The organism is Neobacillus endophyticus, assembly GCF_013248975.1.
In the GTDB taxonomy this organism is placed as follows: Bacteria; Bacillota; Bacilli; order Bacillales; family Cytobacillaceae; genus Neobacillus; species Neobacillus endophyticus.
The window spans coordinates 2,576,535-2,592,885 of sequence record NZ_JABRWH010000001.1 but is presented as its reverse complement, the minus strand read 5'-3'; the positions used below and the strand labels follow the sequence as shown (position 1 = coordinate 2,592,885).

At 39.9% G+C, this 16,351-nt stretch carries 17 protein-coding genes; 7 read left to right on the top strand and 10 right to left on the bottom strand.

Going from position 1 to position 16,351, the window contains the following annotated elements; genetic code table 11:
* Positions 1 to 52 precede the first annotated feature (52 nt).
* From HPT25_RS12620 to HPT25_RS12610, 3 genes are all read right to left on the bottom strand, one after another.
* The gene (locus HPT25_RS12620; protein ID WP_173064541.1) at positions 53 to 610 is read right to left on the bottom strand and encodes a cob(I)yrinic acid a,c-diamide adenosyltransferase; all 558 of its coding nucleotides are present in this window, start codon (positions 608 to 610) and stop codon (positions 53 to 55) included.
* A gap of 349 nt (positions 611 to 959) precedes the next feature.
* Complete coding sequence (gene bcp, locus HPT25_RS12615) at positions 960 to 1,427, bottom strand: thioredoxin-dependent thiol peroxidase (RefSeq protein WP_173064538.1); 468 nt, start codon at positions 1,425 to 1,427, stop codon at positions 960 to 962.
* A gap of 80 nt (positions 1,428 to 1,507) precedes the next feature.
* On the bottom strand, positions 1,508 to 1,903 hold the full coding sequence (locus tag HPT25_RS12610; RefSeq protein WP_312857287.1) for an ion channel: 396 nt from the start codon (positions 1,901 to 1,903) through the stop codon (positions 1,508 to 1,510).
* Between the two features lie 155 nt (positions 1,904 to 2,058).
* On the opposite strand from HPT25_RS12610, the gene HPT25_RS12605 reads away from it, so the two are divergent.
* The 3 genes from HPT25_RS12605 (at position 2,059) to HPT25_RS12595 (ending at position 9,604) form a co-directional block, all read left to right on the top strand.
* Positions 2,059 to 3,354, top strand: a complete 1,296-nt coding sequence (locus tag HPT25_RS12605) for a glutamate-1-semialdehyde 2,1-aminomutase (RefSeq protein ID WP_173064535.1) — start codon at positions 2,059 to 2,061, stop codon at positions 3,352 to 3,354.
* Positions 3,355 to 3,674: 320 nt separating this feature from the next.
* Positions 3,675 to 8,144, top strand: coding sequence for a glutamate synthase-related protein (locus HPT25_RS12600; RefSeq protein WP_173064532.1), 4,470 nt, complete (start codon positions 3,675 to 3,677; stop codon positions 8,142 to 8,144).
* Between the two features lie 383 nt (positions 8,145 to 8,527).
* The gene (locus tag HPT25_RS12595; protein WP_173064529.1) at positions 8,528 to 9,604 is read left to right on the top strand and encodes an FUSC family protein; all 1,077 of its coding nucleotides are present in this window, start codon (positions 8,528 to 8,530) and stop codon (positions 9,602 to 9,604) included.
* Positions 9,605 to 9,646: 42 nt separating this feature from the next.
* Here the strand turns inward: HPT25_RS12595 and ntdP are convergent, their stop codons facing one another.
* The 3 genes from ntdP to HPT25_RS12580 form a co-directional block, all read right to left on the bottom strand.
* Positions 9,647 to 10,177 carry a nucleoside tri-diphosphate phosphatase gene (gene ntdP, locus HPT25_RS12590; RefSeq protein ID WP_173064526.1) on the bottom strand — a complete coding sequence of 177 codons (531 nt, stop codon included), beginning with the start codon at positions 10,175 to 10,177 and terminating at the stop codon, positions 9,647 to 9,649.
* Between the two features lie 178 nt (positions 10,178 to 10,355).
* Complete coding sequence (locus tag HPT25_RS12585) at positions 10,356 to 10,613, bottom strand: YgaB family protein (RefSeq protein ID WP_173064523.1); 258 nt, start codon at positions 10,611 to 10,613, stop codon at positions 10,356 to 10,358.
* 165 nt (positions 10,614 to 10,778) lie between these two features.
* On the bottom strand, positions 10,779 to 11,102 hold the full coding sequence (locus HPT25_RS12580) for a gamma-type small acid-soluble spore protein (RefSeq protein WP_173064520.1): 324 nt from the start codon (positions 11,100 to 11,102) through the stop codon (positions 10,779 to 10,781).
* Positions 11,103 to 11,280: 178 nt separating this feature from the next.
* Here HPT25_RS12580 and yfhS point away from each other — a divergent pair, with 178 nt between their 5' ends.
* Entirely contained in the window at positions 11,281 to 11,466 is a 186-nt protein-coding gene (yfhS, locus tag HPT25_RS12575) for a mother cell protein YfhS (protein WP_173064517.1), read from the top strand.
* A gap of 31 nt (positions 11,467 to 11,497) precedes the next feature.
* On the opposite strand, the gene mutY is transcribed toward yfhS, so the two are convergent.
* A complete protein-coding gene (gene mutY / locus HPT25_RS12570; protein WP_173064513.1) occupies positions 11,498 to 12,595 on the bottom strand; it encodes an A/G-specific adenine glycosylase in 1,098 nt (365 codons plus the stop codon).
* A gap of 123 nt (positions 12,596 to 12,718) precedes the next feature.
* Here mutY and HPT25_RS12565 point away from each other — a divergent pair, with 123 nt between their 5' ends.
* Positions 12,719 to 13,699 (top strand): metal-dependent hydrolase, encoded by a 981-nt coding sequence (locus tag HPT25_RS12565; RefSeq protein ID WP_173064510.1) that lies wholly within the window; start codon positions 12,719 to 12,721, stop codon positions 13,697 to 13,699.
* A 26-nt stretch (positions 13,700 to 13,725) separates the two neighbouring features.
* On the opposite strand, the gene HPT25_RS12560 is transcribed toward HPT25_RS12565, so the two are convergent.
* Entirely contained in the window at positions 13,726 to 13,995 is a 270-nt protein-coding gene (locus HPT25_RS12560; RefSeq protein ID WP_173064507.1) for a YfhJ family protein, read from the bottom strand.
* Between the two features lie 130 nt (positions 13,996 to 14,125).
* Here HPT25_RS12560 and HPT25_RS12555 point away from each other — a divergent pair, with 130 nt between their 5' ends.
* Complete coding sequence (locus tag HPT25_RS12555; RefSeq protein ID WP_173064504.1) at positions 14,126 to 14,302, top strand: small, acid-soluble spore protein K; 177 nt, start codon at positions 14,126 to 14,128, stop codon at positions 14,300 to 14,302.
* 79 nt (positions 14,303 to 14,381) lie between these two features.
* On the opposite strand, the gene HPT25_RS12550 is transcribed toward HPT25_RS12555, so the two are convergent.
* The gene (locus tag HPT25_RS12550) at positions 14,382 to 14,705 is read right to left on the bottom strand and encodes a YfhH family protein (protein WP_173064501.1); all 324 of its coding nucleotides are present in this window, start codon (positions 14,703 to 14,705) and stop codon (positions 14,382 to 14,384) included.
* Between the two features lie 90 nt (positions 14,706 to 14,795).
* On the opposite strand from HPT25_RS12550, the gene HPT25_RS12545 reads away from it, so the two are divergent.
* The gene (locus tag HPT25_RS12545; protein WP_173064498.1) at positions 14,796 to 15,473 is read left to right on the top strand and encodes an SDR family NAD(P)-dependent oxidoreductase; all 678 of its coding nucleotides are present in this window, start codon (positions 14,796 to 14,798) and stop codon (positions 15,471 to 15,473) included.
* Between the two features lie 6 nt (positions 15,474 to 15,479).
* Here the strand turns inward: HPT25_RS12545 and recX are convergent, their stop codons facing one another.
* Positions 15,480 to 16,289: a recombination regulator RecX gene (recX, locus tag HPT25_RS12540; RefSeq protein WP_173064495.1), complete on the bottom strand. Its 810-nt coding sequence runs from the start codon at positions 16,287 to 16,289 to the stop codon at positions 15,480 to 15,482.
* Positions 16,290 to 16,351: the final 62 nt, after the last annotated feature.

Genomic DNA, 16,351 nt, shown 5'->3' with positions numbered 1-16,351 from the left:
TACTAAGGTAATTGTACTTTTGTCAATATTGTAATATCGGAAAATAACCCTTTTATTGCTTATCGCTGTGCAATGTGTGCTCTGCAAACCCTAATTTATGATTCACATACCGCGCTACGACAAATAAAAGGTCGGAAAGACGGTTCAAATACGATAAAACCAGCGGGTTCACCTCTTCCCCTAAAGCAACTGCACATCTTTCTGCACGTCTTGCAATGGTTCTAGAAACATGAAAGGCAGCACCTGCTGGATGTCCTCCAGGCAAGATAAAATTCATTAACGCAGGAAGCGCTGCGTCTAATAGATCAATTTGCTGTTCCATTTCTTCTATATCACTAGGTGAAAGGGACCATTTAACTTCCTTCCCTTTCGGGGTCGCCAGTTCTGCACCCACATGAAAAAGGTTTGTTTGTATTTTATGAAAAGTCTTCTCAATTATTTCTTTTCCTTCAAAATTTTCTTTATGAATGTAGCTTAATGCCAGCCCAATCATGGAATTCGTTTCATCACATGTTCCGTATGCTTCCACCCGGAGATCCGTCTTTAACACGCGTTGTCCATAAATAAGTGAGGTAGTACCTTTATCACCTGTTTTTGTATAAATTTTCACACAGACTCCCCCTAAATTTTCTTACATTATGCACAAACACTAAACACGATATTATTGCTTCTAAGTATCTTAATCATATCACCTGAAAGATATTTAGAAAACGCTTATATCGACTATTGTCAACGTATTAAAAATTCATACCATCTCTTAATTAACAAGGTCCTTATATTAGCGTTTTTCACAAGTGAAAGTTCTTCCCATCTTAAATCCCGTAATTTCCCCACAAAAAAAAGGTCCAAATTGGACCAAAGATTTTATCTGAGGAGGTATGCCCTAATAAAATGATATTCAAATCAGCATATGTTGCATTGGACAAATGCCTCTTATCTTTAAAATAGGCGTAAATGTCCTACAGATTTTCACGAATAAAATTCAGGGCATCGTCGACGTGGCCCTTAACTTGTACCTTTCTCCATTCCTTTGCGATTTTTCCATCTTTATCAATAATAAAGGTGGAGCGCTCAACTCCCATGTACTCTTTTCCGAAATTCTTTTTTAATTTCCAAACATCATAAGCTTCGGCAACTTGATGATCTGTGTCCGTCAGCAATGTAAATGGCAACCCATATTTTTCAATAAACTTTTGATGGCGGCTTGCAGGGTCGGGGCTTATACCTATTATCATCGCGTTAATCTCAGAAAAATTTTGAAACTGATCTCTGAAATCACATGCTTCTGTCGTGCACCCGGGAGTCATATCTTTTGGGTAAAAATAAAGCACAACATTTTTTCTGCGTAAATTTGATAGTGTTACCATCTCGCCATTTTGTGCTTCCAGAGTAAAATCTGGTGCCTGCATTCCGGTTTTAATTGTCATCTCTTTTTTCACTCACTTTAAATTTTTTCTTACTTTTAGCCTAACCAATGTTTCTCCGTAACACAACTTTCAAGCATTCTTTATATATTATTCTTGTTAGACATTACTTTCGCTACAAATGCAGCCGGTAACGTATAGCCAATTAGCGCTTCTGTTACGGCAATAAACCTGCCGATTCCAACTGGAACTACATCCCCATTTCCAACCGAAAACAACATCATGGCGCTAAAATAAAAGCTCGATTCAAACATATTATGACCACTATTTTTATTTGCTTCGACAAGAATGGTCGTATTCATCAGATTAAATAATAGATAAATAAGGCCATAACCAATAATGACTGTTAAATAGACCGTTCCTAAATAAAGAAAATTATCGACTGATACCAATTTCCCTTTGAGTGTGTTAGGAATAAATAATGTCCTAAGGCTCATAAAAATACAAAAAATCACAATCGGCAGCAAGAAATAAAACACAAAACCACCTCCGGATTAGTTTCATTTTATGCCGGCTCGGACAAAAAAATTTCAAAAAGCAAGCATAAAAACAAGCTTTCATAGATTTCGAAAAATTAATACAGGAAAAACATGATAGAATGAGAAATGACTGATTTTGACTAGGAGGAAAAATTATGCAATTTACAAATTCCGAGCGAATACATAGTGAGGCATTGGAACACATTGTCGGAGGTGTCAACAGCCCATCCCGTTCCTATAAAGCAGTTGGAGGCGGTTCACCAGTTGTCATGGAACGCGGCCAAGGAGCCTATTTCTGGGATGTCGACGGCAACCAATACATCGATTATCTTGCTGCATATGGTCCCATTATAACGGGGCATGCCCATCCGCATATAACAGAAGCGGTCAAACGCGCGGCTGAAACAGGTGTCCTATATGGAACACCAACACCACATGAAGTCAAGTTTGCGAAAATGTTAAAAGAAGCCATTCCATCGCTAGATAAGGTCCGATTTGTCAATTCTGGAACGGAAGCAGTAATGACGACAATCCGTGTTGCCCGGGCCTATACCGGACGCGATAAAATTATCAAGTTTGCCGGCTGCTACCACGGTCATTCTGATCTCGTTCTTGTGGCAGCAGGTTCAGGTCCTTCAACACTTGGTACACCAGATTCCGCCGGTGTTCCTAAAAGCATTGCGCAGGAAGTCATAACAGTACCATTCAACAATATTGCTCCATTTAAAGAAGCTTTGGAAAAATGGGGATCACAGGTTGCTGCGGTCCTTGTAGAACCAATCGTAGGCAACTTTGGAATTGTTGAGCCAAATCCAGGCTTCCTTGAGCAAGTGAATGAATTGACACATGCTGCTGGCGCACTTGTTATCTATGATGAAGTCATTACCGCCTTCCGTTTTATGTACGGAGGTGCACAGGATTTATTAGGCATTAAACCGGATTTAACCGCTATGGGGAAAATCATTGGCGGCGGTTTGCCAATCGGAGCTTATGGCGGCCGTAAAGAAATTATGGAGAAGGTTGCCCCTCTTGGACCTGCTTACCAGGCAGGAACGATGGCGGGAAATCCCGCTTCGATGCTGTCAGGTATTGCTTGCTTGGAAGTATTAAAGCAGCCTGGGGTATATGAGTATCTTGATCGTTTAGGTACTATGCTTGAGAAAGGTATTTTAGAAGCTGCAAATGAATACGGAATCCAAATTACGATTAACCGTTTAAAAGGGGCCCTTACCGTTTATTTTACAAATGAAAGGATAGAAAATTATGAGCAAGCTCAAAACACTGACGGTGAAATGTTTGCTAAATTCTTTAAGCTAATGCTTCATCAAGGAATTAACCTAGCGCCTTCAAAATACGAAGCATGGTTTTTAACGATCGCCCATACTGAAGAAGATATTGAAGCAACCTTACATGCCGTTAGAAATGCATTTTCTTCACTAAGCGCCGAATAATTATTCATTATTTATGCACATTCGGGAGCGTAATTCGCTCCCTATTATTATTTTGAAATCAGTGAAAACGGTTACAAAGGCAACTTTTTTTCTCCTTTTTACATAATTTTACTTCAAATATCCCATCCAAACTTTTGCATATTTATTTGATTTCTGAAAATTCATATGATATTATTTAGTTATTATTTTTGCATTTCTTCTCTTTAATCAAATGCCTCACTAAAGTAATAAATCATTTCAAATCAAGTTTACTTTCATAAATTAATAGTTTTATAGGAGGTGAAGCGGCTTCCTAAGGAATACTGAAGAAGCCCGACAAAATGACAAAAGACTGGACCCCTTCCCTTTTTAGAGATTTCCATAAGATGGAACACGACGCATGCGGAATAGTCGCTTGCCTAGAAAAAAACAAAGTTCCCACTAGAGAGAATATATTCAATTGTATCGATGCCCTTGTTACGATGAACCATCGTGCCGGTTTTATTAATGGCGAAGGTGACGGCGTAGGTATCCATATGGATATACCAAGAGAGCTATGGAAGGAAAAGTTGAGCCAAAAAGGTCTTGACCCAATGCTTGCTGAAAAAGAAGAATTTGCTGTCGGTCATGTATTCGTCAGCAGAAAAGCAAACTGGGATTCTACTAAAGAGAAGTTATTAGAGATGTTGGAGCAGCATTCCCTGCAGGTCATTTTCGAGACAATCGAAGTGACAAATTCATCTGCTCTCGGCCCAATTGCCATTCAAGAAAATCCTGTATTCTGGCAATTTGCCTGTCTTTCAAAGAATACAGGCCAGGAATTAACAAAAACTCTATTTGAAGCTTTACTAGATTTTGAAGTAGATGAAAATGTTCATGTAGCATCATTAAGCCAAAATCATGTTGTTTATAAAGTAATGGGTGCAGGTGACATACTTCCTCGTTATTATCATGATCTGGCAAGCCCTCTTGCTGCTTCTACAATCACGCTTGGCCACAACCGCTACTCTACTAATACACTTTCAAGCTTTTTTAGAGTACAGCCTTTCAGTGTTCTTGGACATAATGGAGAAATTAATACGATCGCTAAGCTTCGCGATGAAGCAAGAATGCTCGGCGTACCACTTGTAAAAGATGGCAGTGATTCGCAGGATTTGAGCAGAGCTATTGAAACATTCATTTGCCGCGAAGGTTATTCATTGTTTGAGTCAATGGATGTTCTATTTCCGCCAATTGTGAATGAAATTAAAGCCTACCCTACTCACCTTCAGGATATGTATACCTACTTGAGAGAAGCATGGGGACATTTTGCTCAGGGGCCAGCCGGCATTATTTCTCGATATGGGGATGAAGCAGTATTTAGTGTAGACGCTTTAGGACTAAGACCACTTTGGATGCTTGAAACAGAAAGTTCCTATTTATTCTCTTCGGAACCTGGAATTATTTCAGTTAATGAATATGTTAATGATCCAAAACCTTTAGCACCAGGCGAAAAAGTTGGATTTAAATGGGTTGGAGATACATTAGCCGTATTCGAGCACTCTCAATATCAAAGTGAAGTCTATAACCGTTTTTCACAGCGTTTAAAATTGGATGGTGCAAGATTGCGCTTAAAGTCACCGACCTTTGCCAAAACTGTGACAATGAATTATCCAGATAAAATTCAAAACGGCCAATATAAAGCATTCGGCTGGGAGCGGGACCACATTCAATTAATCGAACAAATGGCAGAAAAAGGTGTGGAACCAATTCGTTCCCTTGGTCATGACGCTCCCCTTGCTGCCCTTAACCCGGAACGCGTCAATATTGCTGATTACATTAAGGAAAGTGTTGCTGTTGTAACAAATCCGGCTATTGACCGAGATCGGGAAACAGAACATTTTTCAACACGCGTTATTATCGGTAAACGGCCTGAATTATTTACAAATGAACAACCAAATGCAGTGATTGAATTAACCACACCACTGCTATTAGAAGGAAAAGCAGGATTTGCTTGCTCAGAAGAATTAGGGCAGCCAACCTTTGATCAAATGGTTCAGTATTATCAAGACCAAAAACTAGCATCCTTTATTTCAGCCGTTTTCTATAAGGACGAAAATCTTGAAGAAGCCCTTGAAAGATTGGCGGAAGAAGCCATTCATGCTGTAAAAGCAGGAAAAACGCTCCTCGTCATTGATGATGCCAAAGCACATCAAGAAGGATCATATTGGATTGATCCGCACCTAATTACTTCTGCTATTGATCAAGCATTGGTGAAGGAAGAACTAAGAAGACATTGTTCATTGCTCGTGCGTTCAGCAGCGATTCGTTCGCTTCATGACATTATTACTTTGTTTGGCTTAGGTGCTGATTTAATCAGCCCATATTATATGTTCTTAACGGTACTCGGTGACACATCCAAACCATTAATTAATTTATACAGTGCTCTATCCAAAGGTCTGGAAAAAGTTATTTCAACGATTGGTATCCATGAACTTCGCGGTTATGGGCGATTATTCTCCAGTATCGGACTGCATGAACAAGTCGCAAATGTATTAAACATTGTTAACTTTTTCGGCTCAAATGAAATCCAAAATGATTTCGCAGGAATGAAAGTTGATGCTCTAAAAAGAGCTGAGGAATACATTAGCGAAAATGAACGGGTCGGAAAAACGTTCCACCTCTTCCCAAGGATTTGGAAAGCAATTGGTGAAATGGCATCAACCGGAGACTACAGTGTGTACCGTGATAAAATCACTGAACAGGAAGCAGAAAATCCAACAACTATCCGACATTTGATTCAACTAAAACAGAACCAAAAACCTGTATCTGTTGAAGATGTTAATATTCGTGTCGGTGAACATGATCTACCATTTATCATTTCGTCCATGTCATTTGGATCACAAAACGAAGTTGCCTTTAGAGCCTATGCCGAAGGCGCTGACCGTTTAAACATGGTAAGTTTAAATGGTGAAGGCGGCGAAATTAAGGATATGCTCGGCAAATATCCGAAAACACGCGGACAGCAAATTGCCTCCGGCCGCTTTGGTGTAAATGCTGAACTTTTAAACTCATCTAATCTATTAGAAATCAAAATCGGTCAAGGGGCAAAACCTGGTGAAGGTGGACACCTTCCAGGCTCAAAAGTCACAGCAAAGGTAGCTGCAGCTCGCAATGCAACACTTGGCTCAGACTTAATTTCACCATCCAATAACCATGATATTTACTCAATTGAAGATCTGGCACAAATGATTCTCGAGTTAAAAACCGCCAATGATCAAGCTAAAATTGCAGTAAAAGTACCGGTTGTTCCAAATATTGGTACAATCGCTGTCGGAATCGCTAAAGCTGGTGCAGATATCATCACCCTTAGCGGCTTTGATGGCGGAACTGGTGCAGCAAGAATCCATGCCCTGCAGCATGTTGGTCTTCCAGTGGAAATCGGTGTCAAAGCTGCTCATAATGCCTTGCTTGAAAGCGGACTGCGTGATAAAGTGGAGCTTTGGGCTGATGGCGGTATGAAGAGCGCAATGGATGTACTTAAAATCATGCTCCTTGGGGCAAACAGAGTGGGATTTGGTACATTAGCGATGCTTTCAATTGGCTGTACGACATGCCGCGGCTGTCATTTAGATACATGCCATGTAGGAATTGCAACACAAATTGAATCAGAAGCACAAGCTAAGGAGCATGGACTCCGCCGTTTTGTCCCAAGACAACTTGATTTGGCTGTTCAAGGTATCATGAACTTATTCACAGCATTCGGCAATGAATTAAAAGCACTTGCCGCATCTTTAGGAATTCAAAATCTTCAGGATGCTGTTGGACGTTCCGAATTGTTAGAACAGATTAAAGGTCAAAATCAACTTAACCTTTCTTATTTACTGAAGACGCTAGAAATCAGCCAATTTTCGAAAACAGACGCTGCAAAAGAAATCGCAGAAGTTCAAATGCAGGTTGCTGCTGGAGCTGAATATCTCGATGCAAGTGTCGACCAGCTGCACACTTCCAGAGAATTCGTAAATGTTACATCTGAACAGCGTGTTCTTGGAAGCCGAGTATCCTGCCACCGCGTTCGCGGAAGACTTGATGGTTCATATAAGCAGCTTGCTCCGGTACAACTCAAATACAGGGAAGGGTCAATCCCTGGTAATGGACTGGGTGCGTATAACAGTGAAGGAATTGAAATCACTGTCAACGGCGGCGGACAAGACGGTGTTGGTAAAACTTCATTCGGCGGTAACATTCACGTCCTAAAAGCACAAGGTAAAAATGGCCGATTCGTAAATGGTTCAGTTGGAAAAGGCTTCGGATACGGTGCCCAAAAAGGACTGCTTGTTGCTCAAGGAAATGCTGATGCCCGCGCTGGAATCCGTCTCTCAGGTGCTGATTTAATTATTGGCGGACAGTTGAAAAAGCCGATCCCTGAAAAAGAATATGGAAACATCGGATCTAATGCCAATATTAAAGGTTTTGCCTTTGAATATATGACAAATGGCCGCGGTCTTGTACTTGGCGATCCAGGTCCATGGATTTGTGCTGGTATGACAGGAGGCGTCGTATACTCCCGCCTTCAGTCTGAACTAGGACTCACAAAAGAAGCGATCCAACGACGGATCGCCAAAGGTGCCAAGGTTTCCATCATTGAATTAACGGAAAAAGGCAAGCAAGATGTAAACGAACTGTTGACAAAATACTGCAGTTTATTGAAGGATAACGGCCAGGCTGCGGAAGCATCCCAGCTTCAACAGCTATTAGTTGATCCTGAAAACCACTTTGTACAGATTACCCCGGTGAAAGAACAAGCCGATCCATCTGTATCAACCGAATAATATTTACATTAAAAACGTCCGCGATCATATTCGCGGACGTTTCATTTTTTATTTACCGGCTATGTTAAAGAACATTGTTGATATTTAAACACTATTGATTGGAGTGGAAGGCCCGAAGACACCTCGAAAATACTACCGCATTTCCTTCGTGCGTGGGAGGATTCAAGGACGTGTTTCAATGCCCTGCGGGAGTACGGGGCTGGGGAGACCCCGCAGTTGCTCCACCGGCACGCCCGCGAACCGCTCGTGCCTAGAGCGGAAATCCACAGCCAAATTTAACAGCGCCTATTTAAAATCCAGGAAAATGTCGTATATTTTTTCTTGATTATATAATTTAATCCATGTATAGTACTTTATTATATTTTGAAAGGAATCTTTCTAAAATGAAGTTAGGCGCCCGCATTTTAAAAACGGGAATAGCGATTGTTTTATCGCTTTACTTAGGCAAGCTGTTTCATTCTCCATCACCGGTATTCGCAGCCATTGCTGCTATCTTTGCCATTCAGCCGACGATTTATCGGTCTTATTTGACAATCATTGAACAATTTCAAGGAAACATCATTGGTGCGTTGTTTGCCGTCATTTTTGTCCTTCTGATTGGAAACCATTTTATCGTGATCGGTCTTGCAGCCATCATCGTGATTATTTTGAACCTTAAGCTTAAATTGGAAAATACCATCGGTCTTTCCCTTGTAACCTTAATATCCATTATGGAAACACCTGGAGGTAACTTTATTCAGTTTGCGGAGATTCGCTTCTTCACCATCATGCTGGGGGTATTTTCTGCATTTGTTGTGAATCTTGTATTTATGCCACCAAAATATGAAAATAAGCTTTATTTTAAAATTGCCGGCACTACAGAGGAGATCATCAGGTGGATTCGTTTAAGCATTCGGCATGACTATGACCATCATCGGCTTAAAACTGATATTCAAACACTAAAGGAAAACATTAGTATGATGGATCAATTTTATACCTTGTATAAAGAAGAACGCGGATATTTTAAAAGAGATCAATTGGAAAAATCGCGGAAGCTGGTTCTCTACAGGCAAATGATCATTACTACTCGGAAAGCACTGGATACCCTAAAAAGGCTCCACCGCTTTGAAAATGAGGTCCTGCTGCTGCCCGATCATTTTAAACAGTCGATTCAAGAACAGCTGGATTGCCTTATTTATCATCACGAACAACTCATGCTCCGGTTTATTCGAAAGGTGCCAACTCCAGCTTCTGACAGCGAAGAAATCATTTACTTGAACAATAAGGAAATCTTTGATTTATTTATGGTTCACCAAAAGGAGTTCATCGACCAGAACAATCCGCATCTATATCATACGATGCAGATCGTAGCGACCATTATTGATTATAGTGAACAAATCGAGCATCTTGACACTTTAATGACAAGTTTTCATTCGTATCATCAAAATGAAGTGTCGATTGAAGAGGAACATATATTATAAAAAGAAACCGAAGCGGCCGGTTACTGCGCTTCGGTTTCTTTTTTAGCGTCTGTATGTTAAATAACGCTCATACCATATGTCAATAAAGTCCGGCGCAAATGGACCATTCCGCTGTCTGATCCATTGAATTAACTTATCAACATTTCGTTTCAGGATCTGATCGATGACGTCTGGATAATTCATTTCTCGGCGGTGGCGCTCATACTCGTCTTCATCGAGCAGATGGAATGTCATATCTGGGAACACCTTTATATCCAGATCATAGTCAATATATTTCAATGCTTCTCCATCAAATATAAAAGGCGAGCTTATATTACAATAGTAATAAATTCCATCCTCACGAATCATTCCAATCACATTAAACCAGTATTGCGAATGGAAATAGCAAATTGCCGGTTCTCTTGTAATCCACGTCCTGCCATCAGATTCTGTTACAAGGGTCCGGTCATTTCCGCCAATCACCAAGTTTTGCGATCCTTTCAAAACGGTCGTTTGTTCCCAGACGCGATGGATGTGCCCATTATGTTTATAGCTATGTATTTGGATTGGTTCACCTTCCATGGGTACGCCCATTTTCTCCCCTACCTTCATTTTTGAACGCTTTGCAACCTATTCAAACAATTTTATAATTAAATTAGCGAAAAAGGAAACAAAGTAAATTCCTATTTTCTATTATTATAACGGTTAAGACAAGAATTTAAAACAAAAGAGCCATTTTTCAATGGCTCACTGTAAAATTTTGTACTATTTTTTATAAAGAAGGCGTTAGGTTCATTTCTCGATAGGAATTAATAACCTCTTCTGTCTGTTTTTCAAACATTAACTGAATCTCTTTTAACTCTTTTCTCATTTTTTGGATGTCTCCTTGAATACTTTCTAGGTCAGTTTGATTTTTAAGTGCAAGTAATTCAGTCTCAATTTGCTGGCAGCGTTCCAGCTCCGCCTGCAAGTATAACAATTTCTCCATTGTCACCATTTGCTCGGAAACCAATCGGTTAAATTGATTCATCTCCCTCACCGCCTTATTAGTACTAGCTATATGTATTCTTTATTTTCTAAAAATCTCCTTTGACTTTTTCTGTAGACTCCCCAAAAGTTTTGTCGAGTCAAAAGAACGTGAAAAAAAAGAAGGCACTCAAATCGATTAGAGTACCTTCCTATCAAAGCATGTCAATTAGCTTTGGCCGAATTGACCTTGATTTTTACGAGCTTGTGATTGTTGATTTTGTTGTCTTACTTCTTGTGCGTTTGTTTCGCTTGCAAATTCATTACCAAATGAACCTGCAGCTCCTGCAGCACCAGCAGCTCCTGCACCAGATTTAGCACGGGCAGATTGAGCATTTTGTTGTCTTACTTCAGCTGCATTCGTTTCACTAGCAAATTCAGTACCAAATGAACCTGCAGCTCCTGAACCAGCAGATTGTGCGTTTTGTTGTCTTACTTCCTGGATATTAGTTCCAGCCGAAGTCTTGTTAGGCTGTTGATTGAATTTAGCCATTGTTATATCACCTCCACGAGTTTAATGTACCCTCACTCCATGGAGATTATCCAAAAAAAATGGATGGCAATATGTACCCAGCCTCATTTTTATGAAAGGTATTATTTTATCTTTGTCATGAATAGAAGACAATTTATATACCAAAATAAGGGCAGGATATCGGAAAGGAAGATGCAGCATGTATACAGGACGAGATATGACCGAGCTATCGATGATTTCCATTACGGATTGGAATAATCATGAGCTTGCCCATTTTCATCAATCCCTCCAGCAAATGGCACCCTATTTAAATAGCGAAGGCCAAACCATTCACCGTGAAATAATCGAAGAAATTGAAAGCCGTGGAGGGTTGAATCAACTGTAAGTAAAATGAACGCCGGCGGAAGCTGCGGCGTTCATTTCTTTTGTTCCAAAAATAATTTAAACATTTTTTGATGAGGCACAGGAAAAGCGTACTCCTGCATTTCCTCAAATGTTACGAGTTTCCATTCTTCACTTTCTTGAATGACAGATGTAATCTCTCCAGTATATACCCTTATATTCCAAATGAGATGGGAAAAAACATGTTCGATTTGGCCGATTGCTTTCTCCAACTGCACCTCCAAATCAAGAAGCTGATGAAACTGCTCCACTACCTTTCCTCGTTCATGTTCTAATGAATGGATAATTTCCACATTAGGAAATTCCCATAGGTTAGCTAGCAAACCATTTGATGGCCGCTTATGGATGACAATTTTTCCATTTTCATCAAAAAGCAGGGCTGCTGCTAATTCAACATGACGGGTTTTATTTTTCTTCGTTTTGACAGGTAATTCCTCCTGAACTCCCTCTTCAAACGCTTGACAATGCTCACGGACCGGACATAATAAACATGAAGGGGACGTCGGTGTGCAAACGAGTGCTCCCAACTCCATTAGAGCTTGATTAAACGAGGAAGGATCTTCATGGGATATTAAGTGCCGAACTGCTTGTTCAAAAATTTTCCGTGAAGCAGGTTTTGCAATATCAGACCAAATGGAAAGAATGCGCGAAATCACCCGCATGACATTGCCATCTACTGCCGGCTCAGGAATCCCATAAGCAATACTTAAAACAGCGCCTGCAGTATAAGGGCCGACTCCTTTAAGACCTGCAATTTCTTCAGGGGAATTCGGTACAACGCCATTGTACTTTTCTTTCACTTCCCTAACGGCTGATTGTAAATTTCTAACTCTGGAATAATAGCCAAGACCTTCCCAAGCTTTCAGTATCTTGTCTTCTTCAGCCTTCGCCAAATCATCAATCGTTGGGAACCATTCAATAAACCGGTTAAAGTATGGAATGACTGTATCCACTCTTGTTTGCTGCAGCATGATTTCGGATACCCATACTTTGTAAGGGTCCTTATCTTTACGCCATGGCAGATCGCGCTGTTCATTCTTAAACCAAGAAATTAAATCATTTTGAAATTCATTTATTTTGATTTTTTCAATATTTTTTAGTTCATTTAACATAACTTTTTATTCCTCCGCTTAGTAAACAACAGAAAATAAGGGAATATAATAATGTGCAATATGGTTACGATAATGCAAATGGCCACTTTTGACAAGAATTAATTTGAAGGAGGATTTTCCCTTTTGGATACCGGAACTCATGTTGTAATGGGTATAGCCCTTGGAGGTTTGGCTACTCTTGACCCGGTGGTAGCAGGCAACCATGCAACAGCAGCCAGTGTGATAATCGCTACGATTGCAGGGTCGCAAATACCCGATATCGATACCGTTTTAAAACTGAGGAATAATGCTATATATATACGAAATCACCGTGGAGTGACACATTCCATTCCTGCCGTTCTATTATGGCCGATTATACTTACGGCTGTGATCTATCCCTTTTTCCCAGGAGCAAGCCTTCTCCATTTATGGGCATGGACGTTTGCAGCTGTTTTTATCCATGTATTTGTAGATATTTTTAATGCATACGGTACACAAGCCTTAAGGCCGTTTTCATCGAAGTGGGTTGCTCTTGGCGTGATTAACACTTTTGACCCCTTTATTTTCGGAATTCATGTCCTTGGCATCGTCGTCTGGCTTTTCGGTGAACAGCCAGGATATACCTTTTTAGTCATGTATTTGATTATAATCGCCTACTACCTGATCCGATTTTACGTACGTGGAAAAGTTATGGCAGAAGTTAAACGACTAATTCCCGATGCTACTGAAATCATTATTGCCCCAACAATGAAGTTTCACCGTTGGCGAATTGCAGCGATGACAGAAACACAATTTTTCGTTGGGAGAGCAGTAAAAGAACAAGTTGAAATTTTAGATCGCTTTGTCAGAGTTCCAGTTCCGGAAACGCCTGTTATTGAAGCGGCGAAAAAAGACAAAAACCTGTCAGCCTTTCTTTCCTTCTCCCCTGTTTATCGCTGGGAAGTCGATGAATACAATGACTTTTACGAAGTGAGGTTTATTGATCTGCGGTATCGCAGCAACGGTCACTATCCGTTTGTAGCTGTTGTTCAGTTAGATAGAAACTTAAACCGAATCAGTTCCTATACTGGCTGGGTTTTCAGCGAACAAAAATTGCGAAAAAAATTAAGTATTATACCGAACTAAAAGCGGTGACTTTCGGTCACCGCTTTTTAATGCAAAGTATGTTTTGCCTGACTTAAATACTGCTTATATTTAGGATTTGCTTCAGCAAATTCATGAAGTGTTTCCCCGTAATTATCAATCCACTGTTTGACAATTTTCTCAGTCATTTTACTTCCTTGATATTCCCAACCTGCTTTCGCATAAGTCGTTTCAAAATCATCCCAAAGTAGTTCCACCAATGTTCGGGCTTGGTTATAGGAAATCTGATGATTCTTTTCCAACAATTGTTTTGTTAGTCTTTCGTAGTAATCGTTCATAAGCTCACCTCATTTCCATTTTTTTTAAACATAACGGTATGTAAAATCGGGTTATACTATTCATACGTGGCCAGCATTGACAAATTCTTTGCTTTTCACGGTTTCTCATTCCTTATAACGGAGGTAAAAGATGAGAAATAAAGCGCGAAATTTCCCAAATCAAAATAATAACAAATTAGAGGGAGAACCTCGGGCAAAAGCGGAGTATGCCTCACGGCGAGCAGACGGTACCATCAACACCCATCCTCAGGAACGGATGCGTGCTTCCGGGCAGCGTGATGATGAATCACCACAGGTTTGGCAATAGTAATCATTGACGGCCCTGCTGCTAAGGTGTCATATCGAAAAAGGAACAGCCAGAGATTTGCTTCTCTGGTTTGTTCTGGTTATTTCAGCAATTTTAACATAGAAATCGGCAATGCCTCTTCTTTTCCGTCACCTTTTGTTCGATAACCCCAGGCAAACACACCGTTTAAATAATCAATTTTAAAATATTCTCCTGGAGCACCCTCAATCTCATAAATTTCACCCGGTTTAAATGCCTCAGGATCAGATAAGTAGGCTCGTGCCATTTGTACCTTTCTTTCTAAAACGGCATATTCATTAACCATTCCCAATTGTTCTGCTTTTCTCGCTTTTTCCTGAAGCGTGGCAATTTCCTGCCTTAATTCGTGTTCCGCCAGTTGGCTATATCTTTTTTCCTGCTGCATCTTTCACACTCCCACATTTCTCTTTATTTTAGTATAGTGATTTTTATACAATTAATAAAGGTAAAACTATTGCTAAAAGGAGCTATATAGATGAAGTCGATCATTATTACAGGGGCAGGCTCAGGCTTGGGCAAAGAATTGGCCCTATTCTATTCCAAAGAAGGATATCAGCTTCTGTTGACTGGCAGAACTATTAAAAAACTAATCGGGACAAAAAATGAAATTGAAGCATCCGGCGGAAAAGCGGTAATCTTCCCCATGGATATTTCCAACAGTGAATCAGTTAATCGAACAATCCAAGAGATGATGGATCAATATCATGTTTACGGTTTGGTAAATAATGCTGGAGTTGGGCATTTTGGACCATTTTTCGAGCTATCAGAACGGGAAATCAACGAGATGCTGGATACGAATATAAAAGGCACGATTATGGTTACACATGCCGTTTTACCATATCTTTTGTCACAAAAAGAAGGGCGTATCCTTACTATTATTTCTACAGCCGGCCTGCGGTCCAAAGTAAATGAATCCGTATATTGCGCCAGTAAATTTGCACTGAGAGGTTTTACAGAAAGCCTGCAAAAAGAACTGAAAGACAGTAAAATCAAAATCAATGCTGTTTACATGGGGGGCATGGATACGCCATTTTGGTCTGGAAGCGACCATGTGAAAGACAAATCGCGCTTTCGTACGGCAAAAGAAGTAGCTGAAATTATTTTTTCCCAGCTTGATCAAGAAGAAATTATCATCGAAAGTAAAAAATCATGACCACCGTCATGATTTTTTACTTTCTGACAGAAATCTTTCAATAAATTCAATTGAAAAGCCCTTTCGATATAGCGCCTGTTTGACCCGTTGCTCGAATTCATATCCGCTGTACCCGGAGAATTTCTTCAGAAGTTTATTCCCCTGAAATCGAATGGCTTCGAATTCCGTATCGTCTTCTTTTTCCACTTCGTTTTCTTCAATAGCTATTTGAATAACGTCAAAAGTGTAGCCTTTTCTTAGCAGCAATTGTTCCAGCTTTTGTTTTTGAATTTTCCATGAATCCTTTGAGGTTTTATTTAGGGCCTTTTGAGCCATTTTAACTGCTTTTTCAATTTGTTTTTCTTTTGTAAAATCCGCCAATGCCTGCATAAAAATCTCAGGGGAAATTCCCTTTTCCTTAAGTTCCAGCTTGATCAAATCCGGCCCCTTATCTGTTGTGTTCACTTGAGTTCTAACAAATGCAAAGGCAAATTCCTGATCATTTACATATTTTTGAGCTGACAATTTATGGATAACCTCATCAATCGCGGGTTCAGCTGCTTCTTTTTGGAGCAGATAATCTCTTACCTCTTTTTCAGATCTCATGCGCCTAGCCAAATAGTGGATTGCTAAATTGTATGCTTTACGAATATCGTCCTGATACTGAATTTCCATTAAAGAAAAGTCATCAAGCTCCATACCTTTTTTCAACTGAAATTTTATTAATGTATCGCTGTCAATGCTAAAAGCATACTTTTCGCCCGTACCGTCATCCATAAAAATATTAAAACGATCCGTATTTTTCTGTTGTGTGGTGATTTTTGTAATAATGGTCATATTCTTCACCTCACCACTACTTTATCATAATCTGATAATTTTTTTGTTTTATTTGTATCATT

Bases quoted from the DNA above. Each gene is read 5' to 3' on its own strand.
- HPT25_RS12600 (WP_173064532.1), top strand. From the start codon at position 3,675: ATGACAAAAGACTGGACCCCTTCCCTTTTTAGAGATTTCCATAAGATG.
- HPT25_RS12605 (WP_173064535.1), top strand. From the start codon at position 2,059: ATGCAATTTACAAATTCCGAGCGAATACATAGTGAGGCATTGGAACAC.
- HPT25_RS12560 (WP_173064507.1), bottom strand. From the start codon at position 13,995: ATGAACGATTACTACGAAAGACTAACAAAACAATTGTTGGAAAAGAAT.
- HPT25_RS12555 (WP_173064504.1), top strand. From the start codon at position 14,126: ATGAGAAATAAAGCGCGAAATTTCCCAAATCAAAATAATAACAAATTA.
- ntdP (WP_173064526.1), bottom strand. From the start codon at position 10,177: ATGGGCGTACCCATGGAAGGTGAACCAATCCAAATACATAGCTATAAA.
- mutY (WP_173064513.1), bottom strand. From the start codon at position 12,595: ATGTTAAATGAACTAAAAAATATTGAAAAAATCAAAATAAATGAATTT.
- HPT25_RS12595 (WP_173064529.1), top strand. From the start codon at position 8,528: ATGAAGTTAGGCGCCCGCATTTTAAAAACGGGAATAGCGATTGTTTTA.
- HPT25_RS12550 (WP_173064501.1), bottom strand. From the start codon at position 14,705: ATGCAGCAGGAAAAAAGATATAGCCAACTGGCGGAACACGAATTAAGG.
- recX (WP_173064495.1), bottom strand. From the start codon at position 16,289: ATGACCATTATTACAAAAATCACCACACAACAGAAAAATACGGATCGT.
- HPT25_RS12545 (WP_173064498.1), top strand. From the start codon at position 14,796: ATGAAGTCGATCATTATTACAGGGGCAGGCTCAGGCTTGGGCAAAGAA.
- HPT25_RS12580 (WP_173064520.1), bottom strand. From the start codon at position 11,102: ATGGCTAAATTCAATCAACAGCCTAACAAGACTTCGGCTGGAACTAAT.
- yfhS (WP_173064517.1), top strand. From the start codon at position 11,281: ATGTATACAGGACGAGATATGACCGAGCTATCGATGATTTCCATTACG.
- bcp (WP_173064538.1), bottom strand. From the start codon at position 1,427: ATGACAATTAAAACCGGAATGCAGGCACCAGATTTTACTCTGGAAGCA.
- HPT25_RS12585 (WP_173064523.1), bottom strand. From the start codon at position 10,613: ATGAATCAATTTAACCGATTGGTTTCCGAGCAAATGGTGACAATGGAG.